At 59.1% G+C, this 10,512-nt stretch carries 12 protein-coding genes and 1 pseudogene; 11 read left to right on the top strand and 2 right to left on the bottom strand.

What is annotated here, in order from left to right:
* The coding region (locus tag ACYCUK_RS21445) for a YbfB/YjiJ family MFS transporter (RefSeq protein ID WP_461596661.1) at window positions 1-1,108 on the bottom strand (1,108 nt) is incomplete at its 3' end.
* 106 nt (window positions 1,109-1,214) lie between these two features.
* On the opposite strand from ACYCUK_RS21445, the gene ACYCUK_RS21440 reads away from it, so the two are divergent.
* Window positions 1,215-2,111 (top strand): LysR substrate-binding domain-containing protein, encoded by an 897-nt coding sequence (locus tag ACYCUK_RS21440; RefSeq protein WP_461596660.1) that lies wholly within the window; start codon window positions 1,215-1,217, stop codon window positions 2,109-2,111.
* A 179-nt stretch (window positions 2,112-2,290) separates the two neighbouring features.
* Here the strand turns inward: ACYCUK_RS21440 and ACYCUK_RS21435 are convergent, their stop codons facing one another.
* Complete coding sequence (locus tag ACYCUK_RS21435) at window positions 2,291-2,995, bottom strand: sulfite exporter TauE/SafE family protein (RefSeq protein WP_461596659.1); 705 nt, start codon at window positions 2,993-2,995, stop codon at window positions 2,291-2,293.
* Window positions 2,996-3,414: 419 nt separating this feature from the next.
* On the opposite strand from ACYCUK_RS21435, the gene ACYCUK_RS21430 reads away from it, so the two are divergent.
* The 10 genes and pseudogenes from ACYCUK_RS21430 to ACYCUK_RS21385 form a co-directional block, all read left to right on the top strand.
* On the top strand, window positions 3,415-3,582 hold the full coding sequence (locus ACYCUK_RS21430; RefSeq protein ID WP_461596658.1) for a hypothetical protein: 168 nt from the start codon (window positions 3,415-3,417) through the stop codon (window positions 3,580-3,582).
* A 448-nt stretch (window positions 3,583-4,030) separates the two neighbouring features.
* On the top strand, window positions 4,031-4,744 hold the full coding sequence (locus ACYCUK_RS21425; protein ID WP_461596657.1) for a GntR family transcriptional regulator: 714 nt from the start codon (window positions 4,031-4,033) through the stop codon (window positions 4,742-4,744).
* Window positions 4,745-4,752: 8 nt separating this feature from the next.
* The gene (locus ACYCUK_RS21420) at window positions 4,753-6,483 is read left to right on the top strand and encodes a fumarate reductase/succinate dehydrogenase flavoprotein subunit (RefSeq protein ID WP_461596656.1); all 1,731 of its coding nucleotides are present in this window, start codon (window positions 4,753-4,755) and stop codon (window positions 6,481-6,483) included.
* A 14-nt stretch (window positions 6,484-6,497) separates the two neighbouring features.
* A complete protein-coding gene (locus tag ACYCUK_RS21415; protein ID WP_461596655.1) occupies window positions 6,498-6,731 on the top strand; it encodes a 4Fe-4S dicluster domain-containing protein in 234 nt (77 codons plus the stop codon).
* 8 nt (window positions 6,732-6,739) lie between these two features.
* Complete coding sequence (locus tag ACYCUK_RS21410) at window positions 6,740-7,696, top strand: HEAT repeat domain-containing protein (RefSeq protein ID WP_461596654.1); 957 nt, start codon at window positions 6,740-6,742, stop codon at window positions 7,694-7,696.
* A 12-nt stretch (window positions 7,697-7,708) separates the two neighbouring features.
* Window positions 7,709-8,038, top strand: coding sequence for a ferredoxin FdxA (fdxA, locus tag ACYCUK_RS21405; protein ID WP_461596653.1), 330 nt, complete (start codon window positions 7,709-7,711; stop codon window positions 8,036-8,038).
* Window positions 8,039-8,328: 290 nt separating this feature from the next.
* On the top strand, window positions 8,329-9,192 hold the full coding sequence (locus ACYCUK_RS21400) for an ABC transporter ATP-binding protein (protein ID WP_461596652.1): 864 nt from the start codon (window positions 8,329-8,331) through the stop codon (window positions 9,190-9,192).
* A gap of 40 nt (window positions 9,193-9,232) precedes the next feature.
* Window positions 9,233-9,547: a DUF971 domain-containing protein gene (locus tag ACYCUK_RS21395; protein WP_461596651.1), complete on the top strand. Its 315-nt coding sequence runs from the start codon at window positions 9,233-9,235 to the stop codon at window positions 9,545-9,547.
* Between the two features lie 39 nt (window positions 9,548-9,586).
* Window positions 9,587-10,363, top strand: a complete 777-nt coding sequence (locus ACYCUK_RS21390) for a ferredoxin--NADP reductase (RefSeq protein WP_461596650.1) — start codon at window positions 9,587-9,589, stop codon at window positions 10,361-10,363.
* 28 nt (window positions 10,364-10,391) lie between these two features.
* Window positions 10,392-10,512, top strand: a pseudogene (locus tag ACYCUK_RS21385) (electron transfer flavoprotein subunit beta/FixA family protein); the annotation flags it as partial.

Below are 10,512 nucleotides of genomic sequence, written 5' to 3'. Positions count from 1 at the left end.
TTGCCGCAAGGAGGGTCAGCGCCGCGAGCAGCAGCGGCGCATCGAAGCCGTGCAGCCGCGCGGCCAGCCACGCCGCAGTCAACGGCCCGACGATCTGCCCGCTGCCGAACGCGGTGGTCAGCGCAGCGATCAGGCGGGTGTGGTCGTGCGGTGCAAGCAGGCGCGCTTCGCGCATGACCACCATGACGACCGGCATGAGCACACTGCCGATCAACATGGTCGCCAACGCGAGACCGATGATGCTCGGCCAGACCAGAATCAGGGTGATGCCCAAGATCATTGAGATACAAGTTCCGGCCAGCGCGCGGCGGTTGTCGATGGACCGAAGAATGCGCGGCAGCAGCAGGGTCAGGACAATGGTCGCGGCGCCGTAGAGCGGCCAGAACCACTCGCGCAGCGCGGGAAGGTGCAGGCGCTCGCCGGCGATGACCGGCAGAAAGGTGGCGGGGATGACATAGCCGAAGCCGATCAAACCGTAGGCGGCAATGAGCGCCCAGGCCGGACCCGTCGGCTTGGCCGTCGTTGCGGCGTTGACGTGCGCGGTTGCCGCCGAGGGTGGGCTGTCCAGGGTGCTCCAAACCAGTGCCGTGGCCACGGCGCAGACGAGGCCGAAGCCGATCCAGCTCGCCGCCGAACTCACGCCCATGGGCTGTGTCCCGGCCACCACCACCCCGCTGACCACGATGCCAACACCCGTGCCGGTGAACACCAGCGCTTCGAGCAGGGCATGACTCGAGGCCTGCAGGCGACGCATGCTCCAAGCGATGCCGTGCACCACCAGCACCGCCGCAGCGACGCCCGCCAACAAGCGCCAGACCAGCCACGGCCCCATGCCATGGGCAACTCCCATGCCCGCGGTGGACAGCGCAATCGCCACCAGCCCCCAGCGCAGCGCACGCTGCGGTGGTAAAGCCACCACGGTGCACAGCAAGGCACCCGCCAGGTAGCCGAGATTGTTCACCGACGCCAGCCAACCCCCGCCCACCAGACTCAGCCCGGCATCCGCCTGCATGATGGGCAGCAGGGGAGTGAGCAGAAAGCGGCCGATGCCCAGGCCGATGGCCAGCAGGGTCATACCGGTCAGCGCAGATTTGATTGCATGGCTCATGGGGGCGATTGGGGAGAGGAGGAATGGATCGAGAGATCCATCCTAGGCATTGGGCCGCAATGGGTAAAATGAATAATTCAGACTTGAACAATCGTTTTTATCGAATATGGAATTTCGCGAGCTGGAAACTTTTCGAGCTATCGTCGACGCGGGCGGAGTCGTTCGCGCGGCGTCTCGTCTGCATCGCGCGCAGTCCAGCGTGACCGTTCGCATTCGTCAATTGGAGGCCTCCTTGGGGGTCCGACTGTTTGAGCGCGAAGGGCGCTCGCTCCGGCTGACGGCTGCCGGGGATGTGCTGCTGCAGTACGCCGACCGGCTGCTTGGGCTGGCCGAGGAGGCGCGCGCGGCCGTGCGGCTCGATGCCGTCTGTGGCCGTCTGCGCCTGGGGGCGATGGAAAGCGTGGCCGCCAGCCGCTTGCCCGGCCCGCTGGCCGTGTTCCACGGACGCTATCCCGAGGTCGTGGTGGAATTGCAGACCGCGCCATCCCGGGAACTGATCGCGCGTTTGCAAGCCGGTGGGCTCGATGCCGCGATCGTCGGCGATGAGGTGGACGACGCGCGCTTCACCTCCGTGCCCCTGTACCAGGAGGAACTGATCCTGGTCGCGGCCGCCGGCTGTCCGCTGCCACACCATCCGAAACGGCTCAACGGCAAGACTCTGCTGGTCTTCCAGGGGCAGGGGTGCGCCTATCGCCGGCGTTTCGAGCAGTGGCTGCAGAGCTTGCGCGTGGTGCCATCGCGCGTGCTGGAATTCGGCTCCTACCACGCCATCCTCGCGGCGGCGGCGGCTGGCGTGGGGGCCAGCCTGATTCCGCGCTCCGTGCTCGATATTTACGCGCAGCAGGATGCGGTCTCCTGGGCCAAGGTGCCCCCGCGTGTTGCCATGCTGCGAACCTTGTTGCTCATGCCTTCGACCACGCACTCCCCCGCGCTTACCCGCCTGGTCGAGTTGTTGCGCACAGACGCCGGGGCGCGAACCGCGGCAGCCGAGAATAGGTCCTAACCCAACCTCGAATTCTGATCGTTCGGCTCATACTGCCCGATACAAATCGGACACCCGCACCAGCCAGCGGCGGATGAGTGGCTCGTTCGCAGCAGCAACGCCCGACAACTCGCTACCGCCGTGGTGATTGGATCGTGTGTCCTATCACCCCGAAGCTTGCCTAGTCATCAGGCGCGGCACTACACGGCACTGAACAGCAGAGCCGCACCGATGGCAACGAGCCCGAGATGTACAACTCGGACAAAGGTCAGGCTGCGTAGCCGTCGGTTGGCGGCGCGGCCCAAAAACATGGCCAGCAACACACCGGGGAGGGCAGCGAGGTAATAGCGGTTGACCGCCTGCACCCACAATCCGGAATAGGCATATCCAGCCATGACCAACAGACTCGCGGGGAAGAAATAAGCTTGCAAGGTGGCGCGGAAATGTTGCGGACTCCAGCCACGCAAAGTCCCGTAGGCCGCCAATGGTGGGCCGTTCATGCCATAAGCTCCGCCCAGTACTCCGGCACAAAACCCGAACACCCAGGCCAGTTTGTCATCGGCCAAGGCGAACCGCCCATGACTAAGCAAGCTATAGATCGAAAAACCCATGATGAACAGGGCCAATCCGATTTTCACCCAATGGCTTGGCGCTGCAGCGAGTACATACAGGCCAAGCGGAATGCCAAATATCGAGGGCAGTAGCAAGGATGCGGCACTGCGCAGATGAATATGACGCCAGTCTTGCACCACGACAACGGCAGCCACTGTGATGGATACGAGAACCGCAACTGGGGCCGCTACCTGGATTGGAATCACCAGAGCGAGGAGAGGCACGCCGATGAGTGCTTCGCCAAACCCCAAGGTGGAACGTGTGAATGTGGCAACGAAAATTGCGGCAACCACACCCAATGTAGATGGGTCAATGATCAGAACGATACTCCGACAGGTCAGACCGGGATTGGATCAATTTATGCACTTCAGTGAGCGAGAAGCTCGAAAATCTGATCAGACTCCGATCTGCGGATTCCATCAGGGCCAGCGTCGCACAGCCGCGGCAAAGGCCGGATGTATAGCTGCAATCGATCCGATCAAACCGCCACAGCGCAAAAGCCTTGCAAGCCGGAGCACCGATGTATGAAGTGCAACACCTTACAGGACTGAGGTGTTGCACTTCAGAGTTGAGACCGAGCTTCAAAGCCTGGAAGGGCAAGCTCGAGGTGCGCGTCGTGCTGTATGGACCCGGTCTCAAGTCGCTGGGGGAACCATGGATGTGTGCGCCGACGCAAGTTTGACCAATGTGCCGATTTCCTGTTGACCATCCCATGCAAAGAGACAGCAGGGTCAACACAGTCCATATCGGGCAGAAATCTTATCAGGCCGTGGCCGGCACGCTGGTCAATTCTGCGTCGGCGCGGAGACTGGACGCGTTCCTGGCGCTGCCAAGCTCGTTCCCCGGGTGGATATTCGCGCAGATCGTGTTCGATGTGTGAGGCCGGTGCCGATCTGACAACCCTACCGAATTTCGACTGACCAGGATGCGAAGGGCGACAGCGACATAGGCTGGGAGACGCTTGGCAGGGACTCTGGTCAGGTCATGCCAGCACACGAGTCACGTCGACGTGACCGGGGCAGGTGGCAGGGCCACAGTGCACGCGGTTAGTGCTCAAACACCCAAAATTGCCCTCAGCGGAGCAGCCTCTACGCACCTGGATTGTGCCCATGGCTGGCTGTTTCGATCCGCTTTGTAGGTGCTCAAACGTGAAAACCTAGGGCTATGAGAGCGAATCCCAAGCATCTGACATCACCTGCGCAATCTTGGCATGTAAGTTGCTTATCCATACTTGTCATAACAAGTTATGCGATGTACAGATCATGAGACCACTGCCGAAGAGACCATGCGCTCCCCTCGTACCCCTAGAGGCGGCGCAGGTGTTGCCCATGTCCGCTGTGCCGATGTACTCGCAGATCCGCGAAATCATCCGGCATCGCATCCTGGATGGCACTTACCCATCGCACGCGTTGATGCCGTCGGAGAGCCAGATGACGGTCGCTTTTGGGGTGAGCCGAATCACGATCCGCCAAGCCCTGAATGATCTGCAGAAGGAAGGCATGATATTTAAGGTGCCGGGCAAGGGCACGTTTGTGTCGAAACCGAAGGCCTTCCAGAACCTTTCCAACTTGCGAGGTTTTGGCGAGGCGATGACCTCGCTGGGCTACGAGACGTTCTCTCAGGTTCTCAGCCAGCGCCCCGTGCGCGTTGACGAACTTGTGGCGCGTCGGCTGCGGCTGGAACAGGGATCGATGGCATTCCAGATCCAGCGCCTGCGCTATTTGAATCGCGAGCCGATTTCGGTGGATGTGAGCTATTTCCCGCTCGATCTCGGGCAACGACTGGCGCAAGAAGATCTGCAAGCGCGCGACGTCTTCGCCATCCTCGAAAACGACTATGAACTGAATCTCACGCACGCTGACGTGCAGATCGACGCCATCACGGTTGACGAATGGTTGGCTGGACATCTGCGCATTGCCGAAGGCGCGCCGCTCTTGCGAATCGAGCGACTCACATACGCAAACGAGCAACCCATCGATTTTGAGTATCTGTACTACCGCGGCGACGCCTTCCAGTATCGCCTCCGCATCGAACGCAAATAGGAACTTGCATGAAGACCATTGAACTCGAGTTTGATCTTGTCGTGATCGGGGGCGGGACTGCGGGCCCAATGGCCGCAGTCAAGGCCAAGGAACACAACCCAAAGCTGCGCGTGCTGCTCGTCGACAAGGCCAACGTCAAGCGCAGCGGGGCGATCTCCATGGGGATGGATGGGTTGAATAACGCCGTCATTCCCGGACACGCCACACCAGAACAATACGTCAAGGAGATCACGGTCGCCAACGATGGAATCGTTGACCAGGAGACCCTGATGGCCTACGCAACACGCAGCTCAGACATGATCGAGGAGCTTGATCGCTGGGGTGTCAAGTTTGAAAAAGATGAGACAGGCGACTATGCCGTGCGCAAGGTGCACCATCTGGGCACCTATGTGCTGCCGATGCCCGAGGGCCACAACATGAAGCGGATCCTCTATCGGCAGCTCAAGCGCGCACGCGTGGAAATTACGAACCGGCTCGTGATCACGCGCATTCTTACGGGACACGGTGGGCATGTGGCCGCGATCATGGGATTCGACTGCCGCACGGCGGAAGTCTATTTGATCAAGACCAAGGCTGCGATTTTGTGCACTGGGGCGGCAGGACGGATAGGACTGCCGGCATCGGGTTACCTGATGGGCACTTACGAGAATCCGACAAACAGCGGCGATGGGCATGCTATGGCTTTCCACGCCGGCGCTGACCTTGCCAATCTCGAGTGCTTCCAGATCAATCCGCTGATCAAGGATTACAACGGCCCGGCATGCGCGTACGTCACAGGCCCGCTCGGTGGCTACACCGCCAATGGCAAAGGCGAGCGATTCATCGAGAGCGACTACTGGAGCGGTCAGATGATGCTGGAGTTCTACAACGAACTCCAAAGCGGAAACGGACCCGTCTTCCTGAAAGTCAATCACCTGGCGGAAGAAACGATCAGCCAGATCGAGACGATCCTGCATAGCAACGAGCGTCCCAGCCGGGGCCGCTTCCACGCCAGGCGAGGCACGAACTATCGCCACGAAATGATCGAGATGCACATCTCCGAGATCGGTTTTTGCAGTGGACACAGCGCGTCGGGCATTCGCATCAACGCGCGGGGAGAGACATCCGTGCCAGGGCTCTATGCCGCTGGTGACTGCGCCAGCGTTCCGCACAATTACATGCTCGGCGCCTTCGTCTATGGCAAGCTGTGCGGAGAAAATGCAGCCGCTTATTGCGACGGAAATGCCTTCGCTGCACATGATTCTGATGCACAGGAGGCGGAGGTGCAGCGCATTCTCGGGCCGCTCGGCCGTACCGAAGGACTCACCCCCTTCCAGATCGAATACAAGACACGGCGCTTGGTCAACGACTATCTGCAACCCCCCAAGATCAGTCGCAAGTACGAAATTGCGCTGCGGCGCTTTGCTGAAATCCGTGAGGACCTGCAACACCTGGCGGCACCAGGGCCACATGAACTGATGCGCGCGATGGAAACCCACGCAATCCTCGACTGCGCCGAGATGGCAGCGCGCTCTTCGCTGTTCCGCACGGAAAGTCGCTGGGGCCTGTACCACTACTGCGTCGATTACCCACAGCGCGACGACGAGAACTGGTTTTGCCATACGGCGTTGCGCCGGGGTGAGAACGGCTTGATGCAACTGCGCAAGCAGCCGGTGGAGCCTTATATCGTGCCAATTGATGAAGCTGAGCGAGTCGCTTACCACCGGTTGCGTGTGGCACGGGTCGCCGAAGCCGCCTGATTGAAGGAAACCCAATGACGATCACGATCACCCCCACCCAGGCCCCTGTCCGTGTCGATGAGGGCAAGTGCATCGCCGACAAGGGCTGCACGGTCTGCGTTGATGTCTGCCCTCTTGATGTGCTTGCAATCGACCTCATCAAAGGAAAGGCCTACATGAAGTACGACGAGTGCTGGTACTGCTTGCCGTGCGAACAGGACTGCCCGACCGACGCCCTCAAAGTCGACATCCCCTACCTGTTACGTTGAGGCCAGCCGTGAAGACTATTGCTACAACTTTTGTCACGCGGTTGACCGATGCCGATCCCGAGATTCGTCGTTTGGCCGTGATGGACCTGCCTTACAGCGACGAGGACGACATTGTTGTTTTGTTGCTGCCCCGCCTAACCGACACAAGCCCGCTTGTACGCACGGAAGCCGCCAAGGCGCTGGAAGGTTTTGAGGATCTGGAGGTCGTCGCAGCCTTGGCGAAACTGTTGCAAGATACGGATCCGGGTGTACGCAAAGCGACCTCCGATGTACTTGCTGAACTGAAGATTCCTGCCTCCGCGCCACCGCTCTTGGCGCTGCTGGACGGTCAATATTCGGCCGAGGTTCGTGCTTCAGCGTTTCGCGCTTTGCGTGCCTTGCGGGTGCCTGAGGCATTCACGCCAGCACTGAGTTCGCTGCGCGACCCTGATGCCATCGTCCGTCGCGAAGCTGTCGGCGTACTCGGCTACTTGCGGATCGAAAGCGCCCTCAAGGACTTGGCGGAGGTCGCCGAACAGGATCCTGAAGCCGAGGTTCGCCGCATGGCCGTTGGCGCGCTCGGCTACGCCACGGGCATCAGCGTACTGCCATCCCTGACGCATGCGTTAGCCGATCGTAACTGGATCGTGCGTGAGGAAGCGGCACAAACGATCGGCAAGTTGCGATTAAGACCTGCGATCCCGCACTTGGTGCGAGCGATGAGCGACGACTATTGGCAAGTGCGGCTGAAAGTCGCACGCAGCCTTGGGCAACTCCAGGCTGAAGCTGGGGTCGAGGCACTGATCGATACGCTCAGCCATTCCATCAGCAATCTGCGCAAGGAAGCAGCGATTGCGCTTGGCGAGATTGGCGACGCGCGTGCTGTCTTGCCGCTCGAACAGGCTTTGGGTGACGCTGATCCCGATGTACGCAAGATGGCGCGGGTTGCGATCACGGCGATCGCACAGGCGCAGTCCAAGAAGTAAGGAGGACCTCTAATGACTTTCGTCGTGACCGAGTCTTGCATCCGGTGCAAATACACCGACTGCGTCAGTGTCTGTCCGGTCGACTGTTTTCACGAGGGGCCGAATTTCCTCGTGATCGATCCGGAGGCATGCATTGATTGTGCCGTTTGTGTACCCGAATGCCCCGTCAGTGCCATCGTTCCCGACAAAGAACTTCCGGCCAGTCAGATTCACTTCCTTGAGCTGAACGCAAAGTTATCGAGGGAGTGGCCAGTGGTCGATCAGGCGAAAGAGCCTCTTCCGGACGCAGACCAATGGGCCAATGTTGATCAGAAATTCGACCAGCTTCGATTGCATGGGTGAAGTGGCACCACCATGATGCGATGGACGTTCGGGGAGCAAGTGCCAGGTAGCAATGCGCCGAAGGCTCGGGTAACCATCGACAGCGGCATTGATATTGCATGCTGTGGATCGGCTTCATCCCCAGTCAACTGCATGAGCGGGTCATACCAATCTAGACATGGTGTTCAGTGGATGGATTGCTTGATATGGGTGAGGCCGGGCCGTTCGAATGTTTCAGCAGCCTGGGCTTTTTACATGCGTCCGATAACGCATTGGTCCCTGCGGAATTCTTTAAGGATTGGAGAGTGATGATGATCAAGAGCGATGCCGAGGGGCATATTGAAGTGCGCGATTTACGTTTGCAGTTCGGCACGCGCCGTCAACAAGTTCTTGCCGTTGACGGTGTGTCGCTCGAGGTCCATCCGGGTGAGTTCGTTTCCTTGATTGGCCCATCGGGCTGCGGTAAGTCCACCCTTCTCAATGCTGTTGCAGGGCTGGTGCAAACGACTGAGGGGGGAGTTTTTCTCGATGGTCGTTTGATCGATGGGCCTGGTCCGGAGCGTGGTGTCGTCTTCCAGCAGTACTCGCTATTTCCGTGGATGACCGTGCGCAAGAACGTCGAGTTCGGCTTGAAGATGCAGGGTCTTGCAGCGTCGAGCCGCGAGACCTCCGCGCGCACACTGCTGGGTCTAGCCGGACTGCTTGCATTCGAGAACCATTACCCCGAGCAACTCTCCGGCGGGATGAAGCAGCGCGTTGGCATCGTTCGGGCACTGGCGGCGAGTCCGAAGGTGCTGCTGATGGATGAGCCCTTTGGCGCTCTCGATTCGCAAACACGCATGATCATGCAGCAAATTCTGACCAACATGTGGCAGCGCTTTCGTCTATCCGTGTTGTTTGTCACGCACGACATTGAGGAAGCAATCTTCCTGTCAGACCGCGTCTATGTGATGACTGCACGCCCCGGGCGTATCAAGGCTGTGGTGGACGTTCCACTGCCGAGACCACGCGTCGCAGCAGACATGATGTCGGAAGCTTTCTTGCAGATCTTGCAGACGCTGCGTGACCAAATCCGGGAAGAAAGCCTTGCCGCGATGGGTGGCGAACTCGATGAAAACGGATTGAACGGTTTCGCTGTTGATGTAGGGCCATCAGGTGTGAAGGAGTTGGTATGAAGCTCCATTCTGCTTCCCCCCGTCATGTGCCGAGGCAGCGATGATCAAGTCTGTCAACGAATGGCTCCCCACCCTGATTACAGACCACACGGCCTCCGGCGTGCTTGAGATCGCTTGGAACGATGGAAGCCATAGCTTGCTGCCGCATGGCCTTCTGCGCGTCAGTTGCCGATGCGCGCTCTGTGTGCAGACGCGGCGTCAAACAAACCATCAGCCCGAAATGTCCGCCATAGTCCGCTTGACGGAGATCAACCCTATCGGTCAACAGGGCCTCAACCTGGTGTTCTCGGATGGGCACGGGCGTGGAATCTTCCCTTGGTCATACCTGCATGAACTTGAAACTGCAGCAGTCTGATCTTCTTGTTTGATTTGTTTCTCTAACACCTGCCACATCATGTCGAACTTCAGTATCGAACGTGTTACGAGCGTGCGTCATTGGAACGATTCCCTGTTCTCGTTTCGAACGACCCGCAACCCCGCACTGCGATTTCATAACGGGCACTTCGTGATGCTCGGCCTCCATGTTGGTGGGGGCCCCCTGTTGAGGGCCTATAGCATCGCCAGTCCTAATCATGCTGACTATCTTGAATTTTTCAGCATCAAGGTGCCTGATGGGCCCTTGACCTCACGTCTGCAACACTTAAAGCCTAGCGATGAAATCATCGTCGGCCGCAAGCCTGTCGGTACGCTCGTGATCGACGACCTTCGGCCAGGACTGCGCCTGTACCTTCTTTCCACCGGCACTGGACTTGCGCCGTTCATGAGCATCATTCAGGATCCAGAGACTTACGAACGATTTGAAAAGGTCATTCTGGTGCATGGCGCTCGGCACGTCAGTGATCTCGCCTACGCTGAATTCATCCAATACGAGCTGCCAGAGCATGAATACCTTGGTGACTGGACCCGGGAGCGCCTGATCTACTACCCAACGGTCACGCGTGAACCATTCAAGTATCAGGGCCGGATTACTGAACTGATCAGAAGCGATCGGCTTACAGAAGATATCGGGATGCCGCCTTTAGACCCGAGAACGGATCGTGTGATGATTTGCGGCAGCACGGAAATGCTCAACGAATGTTGCACGCTCCTGGATGCACGGAATTTCGAGATCAGCCCCCATCAAGGAAAGACCGGTGATTACGTCATTGAACGAGCATTCGTCGAGAAGTAGTTCGTTTTTCTGCCTGGAGTCTTCTTGAATGAAAGTGCTGGTCGCGGTCAAGCGCGTGGTCGATTACAACGTCAAGGTGCGGGTCAAGCCGGATGGCAGCGGCATCGACACCGCAGGCGTGAAGATGAGCATGAACCCCTTCGACGAGA

It is taken from the genome of Thiomonas sp. (assembly GCF_054608695.1).
This window is presented reverse-complemented; position numbering and strand designations above follow the sequence as displayed.